This is a genomic window from Enterococcus sp. HMSC072F02, from assembly GCF_001837725.1.
GTDB lineage: Bacteria > Bacillota > Bacilli > Lactobacillales > Enterococcaceae > Enterococcus_B > Enterococcus_B lactis.
This window is the reverse complement of sequence record NZ_KV833968.1, coordinates 175,402-198,004: the sequence shown is the minus strand read 5'-3', so window position 1 is coordinate 198,004 and position 22,603 is coordinate 175,402. Positions and strand designations below refer to the sequence as shown.

20 protein-coding genes and 1 pseudogene are annotated in these 22,603 nt (G+C 37.0%); 12 read left to right on the top strand and 9 right to left on the bottom strand.

Features of this window, described 5'->3' with window-relative positions:
• Nucleotides 1-27: 27 nt before the first annotated feature.
• From ahpF to HMPREF2731_RS11205, 3 genes are all read right to left on the bottom strand, one after another.
• Nucleotides 28-1,557 (bottom strand): alkyl hydroperoxide reductase subunit F, encoded by a 1,530-nt coding sequence (gene ahpF / locus HMPREF2731_RS11215; protein ID WP_070872985.1) that lies wholly within the window; start codon nucleotides 1,555-1,557, stop codon nucleotides 28-30.
• Nucleotides 1,558-1,566: 9 nt separating this feature from the next.
• Entirely contained in the window at nucleotides 1,567-2,130 is a 564-nt protein-coding gene (gene ahpC, locus HMPREF2731_RS11210) for an alkyl hydroperoxide reductase subunit C (protein ID WP_002290708.1), read from the bottom strand.
• Between the two features lie 144 nt (nucleotides 2,131-2,274).
• Nucleotides 2,275-2,934, bottom strand: a complete 660-nt coding sequence (locus HMPREF2731_RS11205; RefSeq protein ID WP_002316279.1) for a GntR family transcriptional regulator — start codon at nucleotides 2,932-2,934, stop codon at nucleotides 2,275-2,277.
• A gap of 183 nt (nucleotides 2,935-3,117) precedes the next feature.
• Here HMPREF2731_RS11205 and HMPREF2731_RS11200 point away from each other — a divergent pair, with 183 nt between their 5' ends.
• Nucleotides 3,118-4,755, top strand: coding sequence for a mannitol dehydrogenase family protein (locus HMPREF2731_RS11200; RefSeq protein WP_070872983.1), 1,638 nt, complete (start codon nucleotides 3,118-3,120; stop codon nucleotides 4,753-4,755).
• Nucleotides 4,755-5,792, top strand: coding sequence for a mannonate dehydratase (uxuA, locus tag HMPREF2731_RS11195; RefSeq protein ID WP_070872981.1), 1,038 nt, complete (start codon nucleotides 4,755-4,757; stop codon nucleotides 5,790-5,792). Before HMPREF2731_RS11200 ends, uxuA begins: the two co-directional genes overlap by 1 nt.
• A gap of 158 nt (nucleotides 5,793-5,950) precedes the next feature.
• On the opposite strand, the pseudogene HMPREF2731_RS11190 reads toward uxuA, so the two are convergent.
• Nucleotides 5,951-7,503: pseudogene (locus HMPREF2731_RS11190) on the bottom strand (helix-turn-helix domain-containing protein).
• 147 nt (nucleotides 7,504-7,650) lie between these two features.
• Here HMPREF2731_RS11190 and HMPREF2731_RS11185 point away from each other — a divergent pair.
• Together HMPREF2731_RS11185 and HMPREF2731_RS15570 are read left to right on the top strand one after the other, a co-directional pair.
• Nucleotides 7,651-8,733, top strand: a complete 1,083-nt coding sequence (locus HMPREF2731_RS11185; protein ID WP_371113398.1) for an LPXTG-protein cell wall anchor protein — start codon at nucleotides 7,651-7,653, stop codon at nucleotides 8,731-8,733.
• On the top strand, nucleotides 8,699-8,917 hold the full coding sequence (locus HMPREF2731_RS15570; protein WP_371113399.1) for an LPXTG cell wall anchor domain-containing protein: 219 nt from the start codon (nucleotides 8,699-8,701) through the stop codon (nucleotides 8,915-8,917). Before HMPREF2731_RS11185 ends, HMPREF2731_RS15570 begins: the two co-directional genes overlap by 35 nt.
• Before the next feature lie 134 nt (nucleotides 8,918-9,051).
• On the opposite strand, the gene HMPREF2731_RS11180 is transcribed toward HMPREF2731_RS15570, so the two are convergent.
• The 5 genes from HMPREF2731_RS11180 to HMPREF2731_RS11160 form a co-directional block, all read right to left on the bottom strand.
• Complete coding sequence (locus HMPREF2731_RS11180) at nucleotides 9,052-10,089, bottom strand: AI-2E family transporter (protein ID WP_002319949.1); 1,038 nt, start codon at nucleotides 10,087-10,089, stop codon at nucleotides 9,052-9,054.
• A gap of 149 nt (nucleotides 10,090-10,238) precedes the next feature.
• On the bottom strand, nucleotides 10,239-10,679 hold the full coding sequence (locus tag HMPREF2731_RS11175) for a MarR family winged helix-turn-helix transcriptional regulator (protein WP_002290718.1): 441 nt from the start codon (nucleotides 10,677-10,679) through the stop codon (nucleotides 10,239-10,241).
• A gap of 56 nt (nucleotides 10,680-10,735) precedes the next feature.
• Complete coding sequence (locus HMPREF2731_RS11170) at nucleotides 10,736-11,146, bottom strand: organic hydroperoxide resistance protein (protein ID WP_002290719.1); 411 nt, start codon at nucleotides 11,144-11,146, stop codon at nucleotides 10,736-10,738.
• A 176-nt stretch (nucleotides 11,147-11,322) separates the two neighbouring features.
• Nucleotides 11,323-11,757: a VOC family protein gene (locus HMPREF2731_RS11165; RefSeq protein WP_070872980.1), complete on the bottom strand. Its 435-nt coding sequence runs from the start codon at nucleotides 11,755-11,757 to the stop codon at nucleotides 11,323-11,325.
• A gap of 103 nt (nucleotides 11,758-11,860) precedes the next feature.
• Nucleotides 11,861-12,709 (bottom strand): YitT family protein, encoded by an 849-nt coding sequence (locus tag HMPREF2731_RS11160; protein WP_070872978.1) that lies wholly within the window; start codon nucleotides 12,707-12,709, stop codon nucleotides 11,861-11,863.
• Nucleotides 12,710-13,116: 407 nt separating this feature from the next.
• Between HMPREF2731_RS11160 and HMPREF2731_RS11155 the strand changes: the two genes are divergently transcribed.
• The 8 genes from HMPREF2731_RS11155 (at nucleotide 13,117) to HMPREF2731_RS11120 (ending at nucleotide 22,602) form a co-directional block, all read left to right on the top strand.
• Nucleotides 13,117-14,883 (top strand): glycoside hydrolase family 13 protein, encoded by a 1,767-nt coding sequence (locus HMPREF2731_RS11155; RefSeq protein ID WP_002309211.1) that lies wholly within the window; start codon nucleotides 13,117-13,119, stop codon nucleotides 14,881-14,883.
• 101 nt (nucleotides 14,884-14,984) lie between these two features.
• Nucleotides 14,985-16,244 (top strand): extracellular solute-binding protein, encoded by a 1,260-nt coding sequence (locus tag HMPREF2731_RS11150; protein WP_002306680.1) that lies wholly within the window; start codon nucleotides 14,985-14,987, stop codon nucleotides 16,242-16,244.
• A 147-nt stretch (nucleotides 16,245-16,391) separates the two neighbouring features.
• On the top strand, nucleotides 16,392-17,693 hold the full coding sequence (locus HMPREF2731_RS11145; protein WP_002290728.1) for a carbohydrate ABC transporter permease: 1,302 nt from the start codon (nucleotides 16,392-16,394) through the stop codon (nucleotides 17,691-17,693).
• 3 nt (nucleotides 17,694-17,696) lie between these two features.
• Entirely contained in the window at nucleotides 17,697-18,548 is an 852-nt protein-coding gene (locus HMPREF2731_RS11140; protein WP_002290731.1) for a sugar ABC transporter permease, read from the top strand.
• A 12-nt stretch (nucleotides 18,549-18,560) separates the two neighbouring features.
• Nucleotides 18,561-19,376: a maltodextrose utilization protein MalA gene (locus HMPREF2731_RS11135; protein ID WP_002309215.1), complete on the top strand. Its 816-nt coding sequence runs from the start codon at nucleotides 18,561-18,563 to the stop codon at nucleotides 19,374-19,376.
• Between the two features lie 150 nt (nucleotides 19,377-19,526).
• Nucleotides 19,527-20,693, top strand: a complete 1,167-nt coding sequence (locus HMPREF2731_RS11130) for an SAM-dependent methyltransferase (protein ID WP_002290735.1) — start codon at nucleotides 19,527-19,529, stop codon at nucleotides 20,691-20,693.
• A 233-nt stretch (nucleotides 20,694-20,926) separates the two neighbouring features.
• Nucleotides 20,927-21,574, top strand: coding sequence for a PepSY domain-containing protein (locus tag HMPREF2731_RS11125; protein WP_025477248.1), 648 nt, complete (start codon nucleotides 20,927-20,929; stop codon nucleotides 21,572-21,574).
• Between the two features lie 83 nt (nucleotides 21,575-21,657).
• Nucleotides 21,658-22,602, top strand: a complete 945-nt coding sequence (locus tag HMPREF2731_RS11120; protein WP_070872977.1) for a dihydroorotate oxidase — start codon at nucleotides 21,658-21,660, stop codon at nucleotides 22,600-22,602.
• Nucleotide 22,603: the final 1 nt, after the last annotated feature.

Below are 22,603 nucleotides of genomic sequence, written 5' to 3'. Positions count from 1 at the left end.
ATCTGTCTTTTATACAATCTTTATAGTTCAAGTGTGCATCAGATAATCGAATGCTCCTAAAGCTGCAGTAGCTCCTGAACCCATTGAAACGATGATTTGTTTGTATGGACTATCTGTACAATCACCAGCTGCGAAAACGCCGGGGATATTCGTTGCGCCATTTTTCTCGGTCACTATTTCATTTCTTGGATTCATTTCGATCGTTCCATCTAGCCAATCCGTATTAGGGAGTAAGCCGACTAGAATGAATACTCCTGAAACAGCTAGTGTATGCATCTCCATCGTACGGCGATCGATATAGGAGAGAGATTCTACCTGATTCGTACCGCTGATTTCTTTCGTCGCTGCATGTTTGATAACAGTGACATTCGCAAGAGAGACTAGTTTATCCTGTAAGATTTGATCTGCTTTTAATTCTGGTAAGAATTCTAGAACATATACATGTTTTGCTAACCCAGCCAAATCGATTGCTGCTTCAACACCAGAATTACCACCGCCGATAACAGCAATCTCTTTTCCTTTAAATAGAGGACCGTCACAGTGTGGACAATAAGCAATTCCTTTATTTTTAAACTCTTTTTCGCCCGGTACATTGATAGAACGCCAGTGCGCACCTGTCGCAATAATTGCAGTTTTTGCTTGAAGTGATATACCGTTAGCCAAGCCGATATTGATAAAATCTTGCTCTTTATTTAAGGAAACAGCCTCTTGATTGATCATAATATCGATAGGGTAACTACGCACATGATTTTCTACTTGCTGCATTAATTTTGGCCCTTCTGTGTAAGGGGTACCAATCATGTTTTCAATTCCCAGTGTTTCAACGACTTGTCCACCGAAGGAGTCAGCAACAATCCCTGTGCGGATTCCTTTACGTGCTGCATAGATAGCTGCACTACTAGCTGCTGGTCCGCCACCGACCACTAATACATCATAAGGTTTTTTTTCAAATAATTCTTCTTCAACCAAAGGACCAGTGATTTTTTCAACGATTTGTTCGATCGTCATGCGTCCGCTACTAAATTCTTCACCATTTAAAAACACTGTTGGCACTGCCATGATTTGTTTATCATCAATTTCTTTTTGGAACATACCGCCTTCAATCATCGTATGAGTAATATTTGGATTTAATACAGCTAATATATTCAATGCCTGTACAACGTCCGGGCAATTGTGACAAGTCAAGCTAACATAACTGTCAAAATGCAGCTTTTGTTTGATTTGTTTGATTTTGAGACTCAAAGACTCACTGATTTTTGGTGCCCGTCCACTAATTTGTAACAGTGCTAGTAAAAAAGAAGCAAATTCATGACCGAGGGGGATACCAGCAAAAATAATTCCACTTTCTTTGCCAAGAGGGCTGATAGAAAAACTAGGTGTCCGCATCAACTCTTTTTTTTCCCGAGAGATTTTAGGAGACATTTCTGATATTTCCTTCGTAAATTCTGCTAATTTTTGACTATTTTCACTAGTATCCAAACTAACAGAAAAAACAATAGGAGATTCAATCAGTGCTAAATATTGTTCGAGGTTTTGTTTAGTTTCTTTATCTAACATGTCGACCACCTAAATTTTTCCAACAAGATCAAAACTTGGTTTCAATGTTTCGCCACTTTCTTTCCATTTTGCCGGACAAACTTCACCTGGGTGGGTACGTACATATTGAGCAGCCCGTATCTTATCAATCAGTGCACTAGCATCACGGCCAATTCCATCTGCATTGATTTCCATAGCTTGAACGATGCCGTCTGGATCAATAATAAATGTTCCTCGTTGAGCTAATCCTTGTTCTTCATCCAACACATCAAAAATACGAGAAATCCGATGCGAAGGATCGCCAATCATCGTGTATTCAATTTTACCGATAGCATCTGATGTATCATGCCATGCTTTGTGAGTAAAATGGGTATCTGTAGAGCAAGAAAAGACTTCAACACCCAAAGATTTCAAGGTGCTGTATTGTTCTTGTAAGTCTTCTAGTTCAGTGGGGCAAACAAAAGTGAAATCTGCTGGGTAGAAACATAGGATGCTCCAATTCCCCATAAGGTCTTTCTCGCTAATTTCTAAAAATTCTCCTTGATGATAAGCTTGAGCGTTAAATTCTTCTATTTTTTTCCCAATCAATGACATAGTAAAACCTCCAATAATAATTATTTATTTATAATGATTGTAATTTAGTTGGAGTTAGAAAGTCAATGAATATTTTGTTATTTAATAAAGATTACTCAAAAACGCTGGTTAATTATAAAATGGAAGAGGCATAAGAAAATACAACTACTTGAAATACTCAGGATAACGTTGAGTGACAGTTTCTTGTTCTTTCAGCATCATGTGCAAGTGCAATCCCGTTTGAAAACGAGCTTCTTCTGGTTTTTTATCGACTAATGCTCTGAATAAATCTTCATGTTGTTCCATGATCGTTTCCCATGGAAGCCCTTGTATGGTCACTCTTAACCAACGAAAACGTTCTAAATGGGTATTGTGGTCATCTAACCAGTTCCAAACTTCTTTTCTGCCGGCAATTTCGAAACAAGCTTCATGAAATAAATTATCTGCACGAAAAAACGCACGTTCATCCTTTATTTGGGCTGCTTTTTCTTGTTCTTTTAAAATCGTTTCTAACACTATTCGTGTTTGATGGTCCAATTTGGAACAGCATTCAATCATGATTTGCTGTTCTAATTGTTCTCGAACAAATCGAGCATTTTCTGCAGAATAGAGATTGATTCTTGAAACATACGTACCACTTTGAGGAACTGTGTACACGAGTTCTTGCTGACGTAGTTGAATCAATGCTTCGCGAATGGGGGTCCGGCCGATAGAAAGATGTTCCTCCAGCGCTTTTTCAGATATTTTTCTTCCAGGTTCTAGGTCCGCATAGATGATTTGTTTACGAATCGCTTGGTAAGCTTGAGATTGCAAGCTACTTTTCATTTTTATACCTCCAAAATCATTTCTATGAACGTAGTATAACAGAAGAGATCTGAAAAACAATCTGATATGTCACTTTAACTCGTAGATTTGTACAAATAGTAAAATTTTGATTGACATAGCGGTTTTTATTGCATAAAATTCATTTGAAGACAAAAACTGATATGTTAGTTTAGGAGGGGAAAAATGATTGATTTAAACAACTGGGAGAACTTTATTCCTGAATTATCTCAAAAAGAAGTAGAAATACCTCATTTTGACCGTGCATCATTAAGAGAAACTGGACAAAGAAATCCTGTCTGGATCCATTTTGGTGGCGGAAATCTTTATCGAGGATTTCATGCAGAAATCGCTCAATGTTTAGCGGATCAAGGCGAATTGCCCACTGGTGTCATTGTTTGTGAAACATTCGATGAAGAAATAATTGAAAAGGCTTACCGAGTTTTTGATGATTTGATTCTTGAAGTGGTCATGCCAAGCAGTGGAAAATTTATCAAACGTGTATTAGCTGCGACAGCTGACAGTCTGTATTGTCATCCAGATTGTTCGGAACACTTTGCTAAGATGATTGGTCACTTTGAAAATCCGAGTTTACAATTAGTTACTTTTGCTATTACTGAAAAAGGTTATCGATTGAAAGATACAAGTAATAAATATATAGGACCGATTGCAGTTGATATAAAAAATGGTCCGAAAAAGCCATCACATACGATGAGTATTCTTGCTGCACTACTTTATAGACGGTTTTTATCGGGAGCTTGGCCGATTGCACTTGTCTCTACAGATAATTTTTCACAAAACGGCAGTCAATTACGTACTTCGTTGCTAGCGATCGCAAAAGAATGGCAAAAGGAAGGTTATGTACCAGAAACATTTATCCAATACTTATCGAATGAAGAAATCGTTGCGTTTCCATGGACAATGATTGATCGTATCACTCCGAATCCTTCCATATCAGTTAGCAGAATGTTGGCAGAAGAAGGCTTTTTAAATATGTCGATCTTGCAAACCGCAAAGGGAACCAATATTGCGCCATTCGTCAATACAGAAGATATCCATTATTTAATCATGGAAGATCATTTTCCAAACGGACGTCCGAAATTCGAAAAAGCTGGAGTGTTCTTGACTGATCGTGCAACGGTAGATAAAGCAGATACGATGAAAGTGACGACTTGTCTTAATCCTTTGCATACGGCTTTAGCTATTATGGGTTGTTTACTGGGTTATAGGAGTATAGCTGAAGAGATGAAAGATCCAGATTTGTCACTGTTAGTTTCTGAAATCGGGTACAATGAAGGTCTTCCAGTCGTAGAATCGCCTGGAATCATTGATCCAAAGACCTTTCTTGAAGAAGTAGTCACTGTGCGATTTTCTAATCCAAATATTCCTGACATGCCTCAGCGAATCGCCACGGATACCTCTCAAAAGGTGGCGATTCGTTACGGTGAGACGATTAAAAAATATATGGAAATAGAAAATAAGGACCCGCAGACTCTTGTGTTCATCCCATTGATTCTCGCTGCTTGGCTTCGATACCTTATTGGCCTTGATGATCAAGGAAAACCATTCACACCGAGTCCAGATCCTTTGCTGGTGGAACTTCAGCACAGGCTTTCTGATATTCAATTGGGTACGCAAGATACCTCACATATCCAAGAGAAAATTGTTCCTATTTTGTCAAATAAAGAAATTTTTGGTGTAGATCTTTATCAAGCTGAGATTGGCAGAAAAATAGAAGGAATGTTCATCAAAATGTTGGCAGGACCCAATGCCGTACGAAAAACATTACAGAATTACTTACAAGAACATGGAGGAACTTTATAATGGAAATGACTTTTAGATGGTACGGTTCACAAGAGGAAAAGATTGCTTTAGATGAAATCAGACAAATACCTGCAGTCAAAGGTATTGTAGGCACATTGATGGATATACCAGTAGGAGAAGTGTGGCCTAGGGAACGGATCAAAGAATTAAAAGAAGAAATTGAGTCTCGTGGATTGACACTAAAGGTTATCGAAAGCGTCAATGTGCATGATGCCATTAAAATTGGTTTACCATCCCGTGAGCAGTATATCGAAAACTATAAGCAGACGATTCGAAACTTGGCAGAATATGGAATAGAAGTCATCTGCTATAATTTTATGCCTGTATTTGATTGGGTCAAATCTGATCTTGATTACCGCTTAGAAGATGGCTCATCTACGTTAGCTTTTATATCCGCTGATATTCCAGCTGATCCAAAAGAAATCGTCGAACGCATCGAACAGTCCAGCAATGAATTCGAGTTGCCGGGGTGGGAACCTGAACGCTTAGCTCATATCAAATCTTTGCTTGAAGCGTATGCATCAGTAGACGAAGAAAAACTTCGAGAAAATTTTGCTTATTTTCTTCAATCAATCATCCCGACATGTGAAGAGGTAGGGGTCAAAATGGCTGTACACCCAGATGACCCGCCGTACTCGATTTTTGGATTACCTCGAATCGTAAAGAATCGAGAAGACCTAGATTGGTTGTGCCGAGTAGTAGACAGTCCTTCTAACGGAATCACTCTTTGTACAGGAAGTATTGCAGAAGATCCAGAAAATGATGTGTATGAAATTTTAGCAGAATTTTGCCAAAGAGACCGGATCCCATTTGCTCACGTTCGAAATATCAAGTTTTTAGATAATCGAGATTTCTATGAGGCACCGCATAAATCAGAATACGGTTCATTAGACATGTACCGTATACTAAAAACAATGTATGACAACGGATTTGACGGATATATCCGCCCTGATCATGGCAGAATGATTTGGAATGAGACAGGAAGACCAGGATATGGCTTATATGATCGAGCATTAGGTGCGGTATATCTAAATTGATTATGGGAAGCAATTGAAAAAGGAAACGAACGTAAAGAAAACCAGTAAATAATTTATAATTTTATTATGTAAAAGAAAAAGATATTCAAATTTTTGTGACATAAATCCGTATGCTTTTCAACAGTATACGGATTTATGTCACTTCTTTGGTCTAGGAACTAGAGGTTATCTTGATTTTCTTTTTCCGATTGGTTCATAAGAGCCTCTTCTTTTAATTCAAAAATATATTCTGAAATCCTCATAATCACTTTTTTCCAATCTTCTGGTGTGATGATTCCCTTTAAAATATATATTTTTTTGATGTGGGAAGGCAACTGTTTCAAAGGGCAGTCACTGATAACGATGTTACAGTTCTCCATAAAATCGTTTTGTATTTTGATCGATTCATTTGAAAAAATTTGTTCTATCTTAACAATCAAATCTTTACTGATATAAAAATCACGCGTATAGTTCACACCAATCACGATCAGCGGTTGTTTTTTGTAACGATCATATAAATGTACTAGATCTTCGACCATCCATAGCACATTTTCTTTTTCTAAAATATCTGGCAGCATATGTTGATTTTGTTCTCTGAAATCCATGTAAAATCGTTCAATAGCTGTTTGGATTTCTTTCAATACGTTATGCTCTTGATAAAGCATAAAAGTAGGAAGGGGCGTATTTGGTTGATTGAAGTTAAGAAATCCATTATAAAGTTTATTTCGTGCGAACGCCAATGAGTAAAGAATCTTTTCTTTTTCAGGCATAAGCAAATCAAATACAGTACAAAAGGATTCCACCATTTTTCTTGAATAAAGAACATGAGGAACATTTGCTTTTCTTAAAAGTTCGTATTGCTCCAAACTTGTTTTTTCTGATTCGATTTTCGTGATAGAGAGCCGTACTAAAATATTCACTAGGATGCGTTGTTCGCGACAAATTGGCAGATTGGGACGCAAAATATCGACAGAGGGATCAATAAAAAAGTCAATATATTCATACTCATCAAACTCTCTTTGCACACCTTTTACAGAAGTAGCCGGAAAATTCTCTTTACATATTTTCAACAGCAAATATAATTTATCCATCATACCGCTATTCAGTCGGTCAAGTACCTCTTTTTTAAAAAAGTATTCATCATAAAAGCAACTACCTGTGGTTCTTCATCATAAAAATCTGTAGCAGTACTTGAAAAGATATTCCAATAAATATCTAATGCTGCATATTGGATTTGTACTTCTTTTCCAGAAAAGGACTTTCTTCCATTATTAGAAAAGGAGACAGACAAACCATACAATGCTAAAAATGCATTGATTTTTTTCATTTTCGTATACAGATAAGAGGCACTATAGTTCGTTTGCTGACTTAAACTGATAATCGAATTTGTCTGACAACTGAACAAAGAAGTCAAGATCTCATAACTGACCGATTCGTTGCAGTACCTTCCAAATAGACGATAGTAGCAATAAGCCGGATCAATTCCTTCAAAATTCAACTTCAAAAAAGGTTTTTGTTTATCAATATGCAATTCTGTTAGATTTAGACGCTCAAAATCTTGTTCTAATTCTTTGATGTATAATAGAAAATTTGATTCAGACATATGGAAATGATCTGCTAAATATTGTGTAGTAATAAAGAAACGATGTTCAGACAGGAAAAGAAAAATATCTAATTTTGTATTGCTTTTTTTCTTTAAAAGATACGTTTTTATCGCTTCTTGGGTTTGCATGAAGGGCGCTCCTTTTTACTTAGATTGTTAAAACTAGAAAATATTACTGTTTTTTTCATGAATCTAGACAAAAAGACAGTAAACATATAGGTACAATCTCTACTATCTTATTTCTTGCATACAAAAAAATCAAGGAGTGAGAGAGTTATGAGATATCCAACCATCTTAATCTCAACATTTACAGCCTTAAGCTTATCGCTTACTATAAATCAGACAGTGCATACAGAGGAGATAGGAACAGCAAATTGGGCAGAAACCAAATGGGCCAATGTTAATCGAATTACTTTCCAAGATGAATTTTCTTCCTTCAATTCAGGTGTCACAAAATTGAAAAAAGGACAAACAGCGACCATCAAAGCAACAGTTGATTATTCGGGAGACTTAGCACCGATACGACAATCAGCTGTTACATTTGAGAATGTTGACCCTGCTTTATTGATCAGTTACGACGAGAATACTTTGTCTATCCAACACAAGCAAGCAACATTTACTTTCACCGTCACATTAAATCAGGACTTGCTAAAACCAGCACTGTTTACTGTCAAAGTAGCAGATGGCTTACCGGACGATCTTCATTATTTGACGCCGTATAGTCAACGGCAGACAGTTGAGCAAGATTCAGCAATCGACTCAGGAGGAGGAGATCTTGTTGGGGAACCAACGGATAAACCAGAAAATGAAAACAAGCCTGATATACCGCCTACAGAAAATCCAGACGGAGAACAGCAACCGGAAATAGAATCTGGTGAAGAGCCTGATACAGAAATGAAGCCGGAGCCAGACAATGAATCAAAACCTGAAACAACTCCCGAAGAAAAACCAGGCACAGATAATGAAACCGAGAATCCAGAGAAACCAGATGTGACTCCAGAACCAGATACAGACTCTGGAAACGAAACAATATCGGAAACAATACCAGGCACAGATAACGAAACCGAGAATCCAGAGAAACCAGATGTGACTCCAGAACTAGATACAGACTCTAGCAACGAAGCAAGACCAGAAGAAAAACCAGACACGGATAATGAAACCGAGAATCCAGAAACACCAAATAGGGTTCCTGAAGAAAAGCCAGATGTGGTCCCAGAAATGCCAGAAAAAACACCTGAAACAAATATAACAGCAAAAGAGATAAGCACCCAAAAGGATGAAAAGAAAGAGAGTCAAAAAATAGATACAACCATTCAACAAATAAATAAAGAGAAGCAGAATACACACACAACGATTTGATAGCCCTCACCCAGCTGAGACTTTAAAAAGTAGCAAAGATACAATCCTTGCTAGTCCTGATACGAAAAATAAACAGCTGCCAAAATCCGGAGAAGCACAAAATAAAGTCATACTGTGGAGCGGAATCATTATATTAAGCATAACAATGATGTTTTCTGTAAAAAGATTTAAACAAAATAGATGACACTGACATTTGAAGAATGTCGGAGAACACATTTTTACAAACGAAAAAGTAATATTAATAAAACGACCCTGAATAACAGATTCTAAATCTGATATTTAGGGTCGTTCTAATTTTTATCTTTCTTCATTTTTAATTTAAAGGAGATCTGTTTCTCTTGGTGAATGATTCGGAATCTTTTTCACTTTCAGCACATCTAAAAAGAAGGTGAAAATCGGGATGCCGACAATCAATCCCCAAACGCCAAAGAATCGTTCACTAACAAGCAAGACCACGAATGTATAAAAAATCGGCAAGTCTGTTTTGCTAGACATTAATTTTGGGTTCAGTACATAAGATTCGATCAGATGCACAACCAAAATCGTCATCAGGATATAAACAACATCTCTGATTCCTCCTTGTGAATAAGCAATGAAAGATAGAGGAATACAAGAAATAATAACGCCTGCTACTGGGATCAGACTTAGAATGAATATCATAATTGCTAAGCTCAGCAGTTGGTGAAAGCCAAATGCGGCCAAGGCAATAGTTGTGAGCAGGGTGTTTAAAAGAGCAATAATAAATTGAGCTTCTAATACTAAACCAAATGTATTGACAAACTTATCGGCGAAATAATATAGATCTTGAAAGAACCAAGAAAACTCACTTTTTAGAAATAACCGTGAGAAAAAAATCGTTTTTTGCTTTTCAATCATAAAAAAGAAACTTAAGATGAACGACATAGCGAACGCCACTGCCAGTTTTCCTATATCTTGTAAATAGCCAAGCGCAATTGACGCGCCATTTTGAAGCTGTTCAAAGAAATCGTTCCGCTCGATATAATTGTGGATGTATTGTAAAACTGGATCTGCATCTTTTGGTTGATGCTCGTAAAAATCAATAACAGATTGGATCATATCGAATGTTTGATGAATAAGCATCGGGATATACTTTGTGAATGCCAGATAGATAAGATAAACGATCAATGTATAAATCATGATGGCTAAAATACCTGTAGGGATTCGGACAAATCGCTGAATGATTTGAACAAGGTGGATCATCAAGTAAGTAAAGATAAATGTGAGTAAAATGGTTGTAATCATACTTCTTACTAAGAAAAGTACAAAAATGACAGATAATAAAACAGTGAGGCGGCGTATTTTTTCATTCGCCAAAAAACGCTGATAAACGGACAATTTGACAACCTCCAAATAACAAAAATAAACACGTTATTCATTATATGATGGAATACGAAAATAAGAAAGGGAAAGAGCAAAAAGAAAAACCGCTAAATGACGTTATCTTATGAGTTGGTTTTCCTCATAAAATCGTTCATCTAGCAGTTTCAGCCCTTTTTCTGGTCTTGATGAAAATTATCTAGCATTTTTCGGGTCAGATGTTGCAGTGTATCCAATTCTTCCTGTTCAAGCGGAAGATAAGACTTGATCTTTTGTGGAATACCTTCTGCTTGTTTTTGCAACGCAACTCCTTGAGAAGTGAGCGTAACATTTACGATTCTTTCGTCATCCGTTTCACGCTGACGCTTGATATAATTTTTTTCTGCTAACTTCTTCAGTAAGGGGGTTAGCGTACCAGAATCCAGACACAAATCATTTCCTAGCTCTTTCACTGTAGTCTTTTTCTTTTCCCATAAAACTAGCATCACAAGATACTGGGTATAGGTAAGATCCAGCGGTTTGAGAAGGGGAGTGTAGTGCCTGATGATCTCCTTAGAGGCGGCATATAAAGGAAAACATACTTGATTAGCTAAATATAGATCTTCCATTTTTCCACCTCCGCTGTTTCACTATAGTGTATCATAGCGGATTTACACAAAAAAGTCTATTCACTAACAGCTTTCAGAGTAACTTCGATATTTCCAGCTGTCGCTTTTGAATAAGGGCACACTTTATGTGCAGCTTCTAATAATTCTTGGGTTTCTTCTAGAGAAAGGCCTTCGATAGATCCTTCAATCTCTACGCCTAAGACAAAGCTCATTTCACTTTCGGAATAAAGAGAAACTTGTGCGCTGACAGTAGAAGCGCCAGAAATATTTTTTTGTTGTTTAATCAACTCCAATGCACTGTTGAAACAGGCACTGAAACCAGCTGCAAACAATTGTTCAGGATTTGTTGCGTTTTCAACACGTTTACCAGGAGCTGCAATATTTAATTCGAATGTGTGATCAGGATTATGGACTTCTCCAGAACGTCCGCCTGTGTTGATCATTTTTGTAGAATACATTTTTTTCATAAGATTACCACCTTTTATTATATTTGATGCAATTAGATTGTACACAATTTAATTATAAAAAGCAAAGAAATTGATTATTCAAGAAAAAAGAGAAAGCACATGGAACAAACTTGCTTCCTCTAATAAGAATATTTACAAAAAAATATCAGTGACAAGAACTAATCCCATCATAAACTTTACATATATTTTTCAAAAAGTTGTTTTCTTTCTTCAAAACTTACTTCACGATGAACCTGATGAAGCATCCATAAATAACCAAAAGGATCCCTGAACATCGAATTGGTCACACCAAAGTCCATCATTTCTGTCATTTCTTGGACCTCTACACAGCCATTTCGTAATGCTTTATTATGTGTGTCCTTAATGTCAGAGACGATGATATTGAACCAGATCGTATTTGGATGTTCAGCAGTAGGGGCAGTCAGACCAAGGGGCGGATTGTCATCCAGCATATGGAACCGCGTGCCATACAAGGAAAAAATGACTTCATTATTGCCTCTAGGATACTCTGTTGCCTCAATCAGTTCTATTTCATCAAAGATCGTTTGATAAAGTTTTAGAGCTTTCAAACTGTCATTTAATACAAAATCGATTTCTGTTCCTTTATGCATAAAATTCTCCTCTCTTTTTCAATCGAACATTTACTTACTTCTTCCATTATTATACCAGTTAAAGAAAACGCATTCAAAATAATAGGGTTGATTACTTACCAACTCATTCGATTGGATGATAAGTAAATCCGCGTCCCATTACTTCTGCTACGCTGTTGACAATGACAAAGGCGCTTGGATCAATTTCTTCTATCAGAGGTTTCATTCGAGAGAATTCATGATCGGTCACAACGATCAATAACACTTCTTTTGACTTTCGGTTATAGCCGCCTTTTGCCTCCAGCAAGGTAAGCCCGCGTCCGATTTCAGCACTTAAGCGAAGGCGAATGTCTTCCAAAGAATGTTCGCTCATAACCATGACGGATTTCTTCCGATTGATCCCTGTTTCGATATAGGTCATGACGATTGAAGTGATTGCAATAGATAAGATATCGTAAAGAAATTCTTCTATTCCAAAAACAAACAGATTGAGAGAAACGACGAAAGCATCTGTAAGAAACAGGCCGATCGAAGTGTTCAAGTGGAAATATTTTTTAAAAATGAGGGGAGGGATCGTCGTGCCACCACTGGAAGAGTTATTTTTATATAAGATGGCCACTCCTAAAGCAAAAATCGCACTTCCAAAAATGACAGATAACAACCGATCTGAAGTAATCATCATCTCTGGTACTACCGCGATGATCAAAGGAAAAACTAAGCTTCCAAAAAGCACTTTGAAAAAAGGTTTTTTACCTAAAAACAGAAGAGCTAGCACTAACATAGCGATATTCAATACTAAAATGACTATAGCACGGTCAAAACCGAAAGCAGCTTCCAGTAATATTCCTAGTCCGCTGACACCACCAGCAGCGATATGATGAGGCCCTAAAAACATATTTATAGCGACTCCTAATATAAAGAGGACAAAAATAATTTTGACATATGTCCATATAAATTGTCTTGTTTCTTTCATTTATCCACTTCCTTTAGTTGATTAATAGTATTCTTATCTTATTATAACTTATTTTTCACTATAAGTTAACTTCGTTTAAGAAAAAAATTAGGCTTGGCTAATTTAGGAAACTCATCTTATCTGAAATCACTCGATCAAGCAAAAACTCTTAAAAAACTTTTTCGATTAGGAGGATCGAATATAGAGAGCAGAGAAGCAGATAAACTAAGATAATTATAGAACTCGAAATAGGTAGAAAATAGATTCAAAAACTTTTAAAAGTTTTTGAATCTATCTGTTGAATTCGCTTAAAAAGTAATAGAAAAGTGCCAAAAAAACTGTTACCGATAACATTTTTGAAAGCGTTGTCTTTTCTATCTATATCACTTATAGTGAGGACGTAATATTAAATCGCAAGGAGGAAATCAATGGACACAGCTGCAATTTATCATCGACCGGAAAGTGAATATGCATTTCTATATACGAATACAAAATTCCGTATCCGGCTTCGTACTCGGAAGAATGATATCAAAAAAGTATATGTGTTAAGCGGAGATCCGTATACCATAACAACTGAAAAATGGTATCAAAAAGAACGACCAATGAAAAAGTGTTTAAGTACAAATGTTCATGATTATTGGGAAGTTGAATTGACAAGTGAAACAAGACGATTACAATATGCGTTCCATGTTATTGGAGAAGACAGCACGGATTGTTTCTATGGTGATCAAGGTGTTTTTCCTTATCGAAAAAATGTGATTGCTGAACCAAATTTTTATTTTCGAATGCCTTATTTCCATCAAATTGATCGCTTCGTTGTACCAGAATGGGTGAAAGAAACAGTATGGTATCAAATTTTTCCTGAAAGATTTGCAAATGGGGATAAAGCAAATGATCCCGATCATACTTTGGCTTGGGGAAGCAAAGATCCAGATCGTGAAGATTTCTTTGGCGGGGATTTACAAGGTGTGATGGATCATCTGGATTATTTGACAGACCTGGGTATCAACGGAATATACTTTTGTCCCATATTTAAAGCTACATCCAATCACAAGTACGACACGATCGACTATTATGAAGTCGATCCCGCGTTTGGAGATAAAAAACTTTTAAAAAATTTAATTGATGAAGCACATAAAAGAGGGATACGTATCATGTTTGATGCTGTATTCAATCATATGGGAATCCATTCGCCCCAATGGCAAGATGTACTCGAAAACGGAGAAAAATCAATCTATAAAGACTGGTTCCATATCCGCTTTTTCCCAGTAGATTCCTATCAGATGACTGATGTGCCAGAAACTGCTGAAAATATCCCATATGATACTTTTGCATTTACTCCATTCATGCCCAAACTAAATACAGCAAATCCAGAGGTTCAAAAATATTTATTAGATATTGCCACCTATTGGATAAAAGAATTCGATATTGATGGATGGCGACTAGATGTTGCTAATGAAGTGGATCATCATTTTTGGAAAAAATTTAGAGAAGAAGTTACAGCCATCAAACCTGATATCTATATCCTGGGAGAGATCTGGCATTCCTCACAGGCCTGGCTGCAAGGGGATGAATTCCACGCAGTAATGAATTACGCATTTACAGATTCAATTAAAGATTATTTTGCAAAAAAGAAAATTACAGCTTCGCAAATGGTCAGTGGAATGAATCATCAGCAAATGCTTTACAGAGATCAGGTGAACGAAGGGACATTTAACTTATTAGATTCTCATGATACTGCAAGGATCTTAACTCTTTGTAATGGGAACAAGGAATTGATGAAATCTGTGATGACTTTTATGTTTCTTCAAAAAGGATCTCCATGTATCTATTATGGGACAGAAGTAGGGATGACTGGTGGAGAAGACCCGGATTGTCGAAAATGTATGGTCTGGGAAAAAGAAAAACAAGATCTAGAACTGTTTGGTTTTATAAAAGAACTCGTTTCTCTTAGGAAACAGTTGTCTAAGATTCTTTCTGAAGGGGCTACCCAATGGTTAATAGTAAATGATCGTGAAGATAAGCTCTATTTTGTACGTGAACTAGAGGGGCAGATTATCCATATTTACTTCAATCAGTCAGCAGAACCTTGGATAGTAGAACAGGAAAATGAGGTTATTCTTAGTCAAAATTGTCAGTTATTAGAAGATGGGAAAGCAGAGATACAGCAATACGGATTTTTGATTATGTGTTGAAAACTGTTACCGGTAACAACAAGAAAGCGTTTGCAAATAAAGATTTGTGCCCATTATAATAGTGGTGTAACAGCACGTTGAATACACAGGAGGAAATGAAGATGAAAAAAAGAAGCGCGAAAAAGTTAGGTTTAGGGTTAGTCTCTTTAGGAATCTTAGGCGGATTAGCGGCTTGTGGCAATGGTAATTCTTCAGCAGAAGGGGAAGCGGAAGAAGGGAAAACGTTAACAGTCTCCGTTGATTCTGGATATAAAGATTATATAAACGAAATAAAAGATACATTCGAAAAAGAAAACGATGTGAAGATCAAGCTGGTAGAAAAGGACATGTTCGATCAGTTAGAATCATTAGCGTTAGATGGGCCTGCTGGAAAGGGACCTGACGTTATGATGGCAGCATATGACCGGATCGGTGCGTTAGGACAGCAAGGACATCTGGCGGAAGTAAAACTGGGAAATGAATCAGCTTACGATGAAACAGACAAAGCCCAAGTGACTTATGATGGAAAAATCTATGGAGAACCTGCAGTAATCGAGACCCTTGTTTTGTACTATAACAAAGATTTAGTCGATACAGCACCAGCGACGTTTAAAGATTTGGAAAATCTATCCAAAGACAGTCGTTTTGCTTTTGAGTCAGAAGCAGGAAAAAATACAGGATTTTTAGCTAAATGGACTGACTTTTATTATTCCTATGGTTTGATTGCAGGTTACGGTGGCTATGTATTCGGTGATGATGGTACAGATCCTTCTGATATCGGTTTGAATAATGCAGGTGCTGTAGAAGGAATTTCTTATGCAACAGATTGGTTCCAAAATGTTTGGCCTAAGGGAATGCAAGACATAAAAAGTGCAGGGGACTTCGCCAGCCAGCAATTCATGTCCAACAAAACTGCAGCAATTATTGACGGCCCATGGCAAGCGCAAACATACAAAGAAAACAATATCAATTATGGTGTTGCAAAAATTCCTACTCTAAACAATGGACAGCCTTATCAACCATTTGGCGGAGGAAAAGGATGGGTAGTCAGCAATTATGCTAAAAATAAAGATCTCTCTCAAAAATGGCTCGATTATGTAACGAATCAGGAGAATCAAGAGAAATTCTTTGAAATGGTAAATGAAATCCCTGCAAATCAACAAGCTCGGGAAACAGCCAAGGCTAAAAACGATGAATTAACAACAGCTGTGATCGAACAATATGAAACAGCTCAAGCAATGCCAAACATCCCAGAAATGGGTGAAGTTTGGACAGGTGCAGAAAACTTGATGTTCGATGCAGCATCAGGTTCAAAAACACCAAAAGAATCCGCAGATGAAGCAGTGAAAACAATCAGTGAAGCCATAGAACAAAAATACTGATTAAAATGATAACCGTCCATTTTTATAAAAAAATGGAACAGGTGCTTCAGATAGAGGTGGCAAGAGCGAGATGGAAAATTATCTTGTTCTTGTTGCCATTATCTTAAAAGTAGTTTGCGGTTTAGCAAGTTTAGAGGGGGCATTCAGATGCAGCAAGATAAAACAAGCCAGATCAACGAAAAAAAAATCACGCTTTGTTCACTTATTCCGGGGATGGGGCAGTTTGTAAATGGCCAAACTTTTAAAGGCATCGTTTTTTTCGCAATATTCGTCCTATTCATTGGTCAGATGTTCTTGGGCGGATTTCATGCATTGATAGGATTGGTTACTTTGGGAAGTATACCAATGGAAGATCATTCATTATTTATTTTGATTGAAGGCACTTTGCAATTCATCATTACAATCATTTTCTTGATTTTTTACGCTTTGAATCTTCTAGACGCCTATCGAGTAGCAAGGATGCGTAAAGAAGGGAAAAAAATCAATCGAACGATGAAGGAAGTCATACATAATATAGGTGATGAAGGTTTTCCTTATCTATTGACACTTCCCGCGTATCTTCTCATGATTTTTACCATCATTTTCCCAGTCTTAGTCACATTATTTACTGCATTTACCAATTATGACTTTAATCATATTCCACCAGCCAGTTTGATTGATTGGGTAGGGGCTAAAAACTTTTTTAGCATCTTCTTCTTGAGTTCATATCGCAATACTTTTTTTGCAGTCTTTTCATGGACCGTAATCTGGACGTTATGTGCAACAACTTTACAAATCACCCTTGGTATTCTCACAGCGGTTGTTGCTCACCAAAAATTTATTAAATTTAAACGTATTTTCGGTATCATTTTCTTATTACCGTGGGCGGTCCCAGCGTTTATTACTATCATGAGTTTTTCGAATATATTCAACGATAGCGTAGGTGCCATCAATACTCAAGTTATTCCTTTCATAAACCAGCTTCCATTTGTAGATATCAGTGCAATCTCTTGGAAAACGGACCCGAACTGGACTAAAGTGGCAATCATCTTAGTTCAAGGATGGTTAGGATTTCCCTATATCTATGTAATGGTTACAGGGATTTTACAGTCGATTTCTGAAGATTTGTATGAAGCAGCAAAAATCGATGGAGCAAATGCATGGCAACGTTTCTCAAATATCACACTGCCAGCTGTATTTCTAGTTGCGGCACCAACGTTTATTACCCAATATACTGGGAATTTCAATAATTTTTCTATGATCTACCTATTTAACAATGGAGGGCCCGGAAGCGTGGGTGGAGGAGCTGGTTCTACAGATATCCTGATTTCATGGATTTATAAACTTACGACTGGAACTTCTCCACAGTATTCTATGGCTTCAGCCATTACGTTGATTATCTCCATCATCGTTATCTGCGTATCTTTGCTAGTGTTCAAAAAGACAAATGCGTTCAATATGGGGGATTAAACAATGAAAAAATTTCATTCGAGTGCACGATTCCAAAAACGGCTTTCTCACTTTTTTACTTACTTTTTTCTTTTACTGTTATCAGTCATTATTATCTATCCACTTTTGATCACAGCAAGTACTGCCTTCAAGTCAGGAAACATTGCGGCTTTCAGTTTGGATTTTTCAAGCGACTGGACTTTAGGGAATTTCACGCGGCTGTTCAGTGAAACACTTTACGGGACGTGGTATAAAAATACGTTAATCATCTCTGTCCTAACGATGATCGTACAAGTAACTGTAGTAACTTTAGCTGGTTATACGTATAGCCGTTATCGTTTTATCGGCCGCAAATCAAGTTTGATGTTCTTTTTAGTGATTCAGATGGTACCGACTATGGCAGCATTGACTGCCTTTTATGTCATGGCTTTCTTATTAGAGGCACTAGATAAGTATTGGTTCTTGACGATGATTTATATAGGCGGTGGGATTCCAATGAATACTTGGCTGATGAAAGGATACTTTGACACAGTACCAATAGATTTAGATGAATCTGCTAAACTTGATGGGGCAGGGCATTTCAGGATTTTTTTCCAGATTGTATTACCTCTTGTCAAACCAATGCTCGCCGTTCAAGCATTATGGGCATTCATGGGACCTTTTGGCGACTTCATGCTAGCGAAGTTCCTGCTCCGAACACCTGAAAATCAGACTGTTGCTGTTGGCCTGCAAACATTTATTTCTGACGTGACAAATCAAAGGGTCTCCCTCTTTGCTGCTGGAGCAATTTTGATTGCTTTACCGATTTGTCTATTATTCTTCTTTTTACAAAAGAACTTTGTTACCGGCCTGACATCTGGCGGGACAAAAGGATAGGAGCAGAGGATCATGCAAACATTTCCGTTAAATTATTTTTCCACTTTACGTACGCCAACTCAAGTGTTTGCGGGACGCAAACTATTATCATGGCCCAAATTTTTCTTGATATTTGTATTTTTAGTTTCCTTGATGGTCATGCCTGTGACTCTTTTTTATGCCAATCAGATCCAAGGGATTCCATTAGAACAATTTCTATCCGTTCATTCGTTGATCGATGAACAAGGAACCAAAAAATTTTCTGAACTTGAATTATCTGAAACTGGGTTACAATCATCGCAACAAACGATAGCTGTGACCCCTGAAATTTTGGTAGGTGTGTCTTTATCTGAGAAACAACAATCCGATCATGGAACTTTTATTGATTTTGAGAAGGAACAATGGGTGATCCAACAAAAGGATAAATCTGGTATACGCCGCTATACGATGAATTATAGTCCATCTTTCCAACCGGATTCTGTACGTACGCCGGAAGATTTCCAACGATTTTTAGAAAGAGAATTTTATGCCAGTAATCGTCCAACAATCATTTTATCTTATAGTTTAAGTCTTGGTCTTGTCCTATTTATCATGACGAGTCTCATTTTATTCGGTGCTTCCTTTTTCTTGTGGATGACAAGAAAAAGCCAACTCTCATCCATTCATACATTCAAAGAGAGTGCAAATTTGATGCTGAACGTGATGGGGATAGGATCCATGGTAGCAGCAGTTGTAGGGTTTATCCACTTTGACTTTATCTTGATGCTAAGTGTCCAAACAATGATAACTGTCTTGCTGCTTTTATGGGTTTTTGCTAAGACAAAATTCAAAGATAAGCGTGTCGAATGACAAGTTTAAGTGATTTGTGCGACAATGAATGTGAAAAAAATGAAAAATAAAGTAGTTTTTGAAAAATTTCTGAAAAAATTAAACTTCTTAGTTGATTCTTTTCTTTTTTAGTATTAACGTAATAGGGTAGTTTTTTTAAGGAGGAAAATCATGTTAGAGAAAACTTTATACAACCAATTATTTTCACGTTCTTTCTCGCTCCCTGTCGAAGTAAATTATTGGGACGGTACAACGAAACAATACGGAGATACGGACACTCCTCCCCAAATCAAAATCAATATCCATGAAGAAATCCCAATGAAAGAGATTACAAGCAACGCTTCTTTGGCACTAGGAGAAGCCTATATGGATCATCGAATCGAGATCGAGGGAAGTATCCAAGCATTAATCAACGATGCTTATCAGCAAGCAAACAGCTTTTTACGAGGAAAAGATTATCTAAAATGGCTGCCAAAGAAAGAAAAACATACAAAACAAAAAAACAAAGAAGATATCCATGCGCATTATGACTTAGGTAACGACTTTTATAAACTTTGGCTAGACCCAACTCTGACTTATTCTTGTGCCTATTTCAACACACCTGAAGATACGTTGGAACAAGCACAAATCAATAAAGTCCATCATATTTTAGACAAACTCTTTATCAAAGAAGGCGAAACGTTGCTTGATATCGGTTGCGGCTGGGGAACATTGATGTTCACTGCTGCCAAAGAATATAACGTCAAAGCAACTGGGATTACTCTAAGTGAAGAACAATACGATTTGATCACAAAAAAAATCAAAGAAGAACATTTAGAAGATAAATGCCGTGTATTATTAATGGATTACCGTGAACTAAAAGGCGAAACGTTTGATCATATCACAAGTGTAGGTATGTTCGAACATGTAGGTTCTGAAAATCTTGAAGGTTATTTCAAAGTCGTAAAAGATTTATTGAAACCAAAAGGAACAGCTTTGATCCATGGAATCAGTCGACAACAAGGCGGTGCGACAAATGCTTGGATCAATAAATATATTTTCCCTGGCGGTTATGTTCCTGGGGTTACTGAATTAGTTGATAATATTACAAAAAACGATTTGCAATTGATCGATTTAGAAAGTTTGCGTCGTGACTATCAATTGACATTAGAGCATTGGACAAAAAATTTCCATCAAGTCCAAGATCAAGTCACGAAAGAAATGGGTGATTCCTTCTATCGAATGTGGGATCTATATTTACAAGCTTGTGCAGCGTCATTTGAGTCAAGCAATATCGATGTAATTCAATATTTGCTTGTTCAACCTGGAAATAATGATATCCCAATGCATCGTGCATAATTGATATAAAAAGGCAGTTTAAAAGCTATTTAATTATTTAATAAATGGAAGCTAAGTTTTATGATGCTCCCGAAGTGAGATTTTAGTCTAACTTCTAGGGTTGTCTCTAAAGCTTAGCTTCTTTTTTATTTTCATAATAATAACGTTGTTCTTTAATTTTTAAACATGACAGAAAATTTTTTCTTCGTTATACTTGTATAGAATACTATTTTATAATAAAGGAGATAAAATCAATGAAGAAAACTGTTATTTATACTAGTTTATTTGCGGCTTTGTTTTTAGCTGCTTGTCAATCAAACACCAATCAAGGAACATCTGGGAATACATCTTCAAGTAGTGAACAACGCTCTTCTCAGGTATCGGAATCCTCAACAAACGCAAGTACATCTTCGTCTAGCCAAACAAAGAATTCGAGCGAGGCAATGGGCCAGTCAGCTATCAAAGTGTCTGCAGCTCGTGCGATTGAATTGTTTAAAGATAAGTATCCAGATACTGCTATTACTAGTTTGGAACTAGATAGTGATTGGGGATCTTACTTCTACAAGATAGAAGGTGTCGATGATCAAAAAGAATATGAAGCAAGAATTGATGCTCAGAATGAAAAAATGGAAACAGAGAATCCAGAAACGCTAGATCGAGAGGATCAAAATGGTCAAAAGAAAAAAGAAGATGGTCTAGCTGTTGATAAATTAATTACAATTGAGGAAGCAGCAAAGATTGCTGTCGATAAAGTAGGAAGCGGTACAGCAACAGATTGGGATCTGGATAAAGATCTAGGTACTACTTATTGGGAAGTCAAAGTAAAAAATGGTAATCAAAGTACATCAGTCAAGATTAATAGTGAAACAGGGGAAGTGCTATCAACCGAACAGGGTGATTAAGAAATACGTTGAAAAACAAGAGTTGATTTTTCTTTTAGTCATGATACACTAGATAAAATAACTTGTTTGAAGGAGCGATTTACTTGAGTTTAGAAACGACCTTTGCCAATCATACCTTTGCTAACCCTTTTATGAATGCATCTGGTGTACACTGCATGACTACCCAGGAATTAGACGAGCTGGCTCATTCAGAAGCAGGAGCATTTATCACTAAGAGCTGTACAATCAATGAACGAAAAGGAAATCCCGAACCACGTTATTTTGATGTTCCTTTAGGCAGTATCAATTCTATGGGGCTTCCAAACTTAGGCTTTTCTTATTATCTAGAGTATGCTCTTGCGTATGAAAAAGCGCAGAAAAAACCAAATCAACCATTATTTTTTTCGATCGCCGGGATGAGTGTCCAAGAAAACTTGGAAATGCTTGGGGAAATAGAAAAAAGTGGATTCAAGGGGATTACTGAACTAAATTTATCTTGTCCAAATGTGCCTGGTAAACCACAACTAGCTTACGATTTTGAGGCCACTTATGAAACATTGAAAGAAGTATTCAGCATCTTTTCTAAGCCGTTAGGGATCAAATTGCCTCCTTATTTTGATTTTGCTCATTTTGATCAGATGGCAGATATCTTGAATCAGTTCCCGTTGACATATGTCAATGCTATCAACAGTGTGGGTAACGGGTTGTATATCGATACAGACAAAGAAGCAGTGGTCATCAAACCAAAAGAAGGGTTCGGCGGCATTGGGGGAGAGTATATCAAGCCGACTGCTTTAGCAAATGTCCGCGCTTTTTATACGCGTTTGAAACCAGAAATCCAAATCATTGGTACAGGTGGGATTCGGACAGGACAAGATGCATTTGAACATCTGCTATGTGGCGCAGGCATGTTACAGATTGGTACCGAGCTTCATAAAGAAGGGCCGGAAATTTTTTCTAGAATCATAAAAGAATTAACGCAGATTATGTCAGAAAAAGGATATACGTCAATTGACGAATTTAAAGGCAAATTACGCAACATTTCATAGC

Coding starts and splice junctions, on each gene's coding strand:
- HMPREF2731_RS11125 (WP_025477248.1), top strand. CDS start 20,927: ATGAAGAAAACTGTTATTTATACTAGTTTATTTGCGGCTTTGTTTTTA.
- HMPREF2731_RS11200 (WP_070872983.1), top strand. CDS start 3,118: ATGATTGATTTAAACAACTGGGAGAACTTTATTCCTGAATTATCTCAA.
- HMPREF2731_RS11155 (WP_002309211.1), top strand. CDS start 13,117: ATGGACACAGCTGCAATTTATCATCGACCGGAAAGTGAATATGCATTT.
- ahpC (WP_002290708.1), bottom strand. CDS start 2,130: ATGTCATTGATTGGGAAAAAAATAGAAGAATTTAACGCTCAAGCTTAT.
- HMPREF2731_RS11145 (WP_002290728.1), top strand. CDS start 16,392: ATGCAGCAAGATAAAACAAGCCAGATCAACGAAAAAAAAATCACGCTT.
- HMPREF2731_RS11150 (WP_002306680.1), top strand. CDS start 14,985: ATGAAAAAAAGAAGCGCGAAAAAGTTAGGTTTAGGGTTAGTCTCTTTA.
- uxuA (WP_070872981.1), top strand. CDS start 4,755: ATGGAAATGACTTTTAGATGGTACGGTTCACAAGAGGAAAAGATTGCT.
- ahpF (WP_070872985.1), bottom strand. CDS start 1,557: ATGTTAGATAAAGAAACTAAACAAAACCTCGAACAATATTTAGCACTG.
- HMPREF2731_RS11135 (WP_002309215.1), top strand. CDS start 18,561: ATGCAAACATTTCCGTTAAATTATTTTTCCACTTTACGTACGCCAACT.
- HMPREF2731_RS11160 (WP_070872978.1), bottom strand. CDS start 12,709: ATGAAAGAAACAAGACAATTTATATGGACATATGTCAAAATTATTTTT.
- HMPREF2731_RS11140 (WP_002290731.1), top strand. CDS start 17,697: ATGAAAAAATTTCATTCGAGTGCACGATTCCAAAAACGGCTTTCTCAC.
- HMPREF2731_RS11175 (WP_002290718.1), bottom strand. CDS start 10,679: ATGGAAGATCTATATTTAGCTAATCAAGTATGTTTTCCTTTATATGCC.
- HMPREF2731_RS11165 (WP_070872980.1), bottom strand. CDS start 11,757: ATGCATAAAGGAACAGAAATCGATTTTGTATTAAATGACAGTTTGAAA.
- HMPREF2731_RS11185 (WP_371113398.1), top strand. CDS start 7,651: ATGAGATATCCAACCATCTTAATCTCAACATTTACAGCCTTAAGCTTA.
- HMPREF2731_RS11130 (WP_002290735.1), top strand. CDS start 19,527: ATGTTAGAGAAAACTTTATACAACCAATTATTTTCACGTTCTTTCTCG.
- HMPREF2731_RS11170 (WP_002290719.1), bottom strand. CDS start 11,146: ATGAAAAAAATGTATTCTACAAAAATGATCAACACAGGCGGACGTTCT.
- HMPREF2731_RS11205 (WP_002316279.1), bottom strand. CDS start 2,934: ATGAAAAGTAGCTTGCAATCTCAAGCTTACCAAGCGATTCGTAAACAA.